Annotated in this window: 1 protein-coding gene; it reads left to right on the top strand. The window is 44.5% G+C overall.

All coding sequences use genetic code 11. The features are described from left to right. On the top strand, window positions 1-965 hold a 965-nt coding region (locus tag G7Y56_RS18435; protein WP_304487076.1), incomplete at both ends, for a toxin TcdB middle/N-terminal domain-containing protein.

The raw sequence follows: 965 nt of genomic DNA, 5'->3' as shown, positions 1-965 counted from the left end.
GGCGACGGTTTCCCCGAAATCGTCTCATCCGACGAAGATGGCAAGATGACGGTTTACCGATCCACGATAGCCCGTACCAACAAACTGAAATCCGTAAACAATCCATTAGGCGGCAGCTTTACCGTAGACTATGACCGATCGCAAGCCACCTACGATCACCCCGGAGGTAAATGGGTGATGAAATCCGTAGAAGTAAACGACGGTATTTTGGACGACGGAGCCAATATGAAAACCATCTTCGAATACGCTGATGGAAAACAGGAACGCCACGAACGCGAATTCTTAGGTTTCGGTAAAGTAATCACCAAGAATATCGATACCGAATCCACAGAGGCAAACAAAGTGTATCGTAAAGCCATACAGGAATACGATGTAAACTCGGTTTATACCGCAGGAAATCAGAAACGCTCGGTAGTTGAAGACGCATCGGGTAATAAATTTACAGAAAGCGTAAACGAATACCACAGCTACAAAGTAACCGCTTCAGCAGATACATACAGCTTCGTTTCCGATAACTCGATCTGTTCAGACCGTGCCATTGCCTTTACTCCGATGAAATACGCCAAATCGGTAGTATACGAAGGACAGGCGGACGGTATGACTGCCAACGAAAGCTATTACGAATATTACCTGAACGGTTATTTCGGAGACCTTAAGAGCTATAAGTACAGCGATAAGGGAACTTTAGGAAATACAGGAACAGGAGCATTCAACTATCAGACATTTGTTGAATACACCAACAATACAGCGAAGCATATACTTGGTCTTCCAGTAAAAGTACAGGTAAAAGGATCGGACGGTAAACTATACCGCCAGACAGAAGCAGCATACGACCTTGCCTATGCCAACCACCTGACTAAAGTAACCCAAACACTGGATGAAGGAGGCAATAAAGCAGAGATCGATATTACGTATGACAAATACGGTAATATTACTCGCAAAACACTTCCTGCAAACAGCAAAGG

This window comes from Dysgonomonas sp. ZJ709 (assembly GCF_011039195.1).
Taxonomy (GTDB): domain Bacteria; phylum Bacteroidota; class Bacteroidia; order Bacteroidales; family Dysgonomonadaceae; genus Dysgonomonas.
This window is presented reverse-complemented; position numbering and strand designations above follow the sequence as displayed.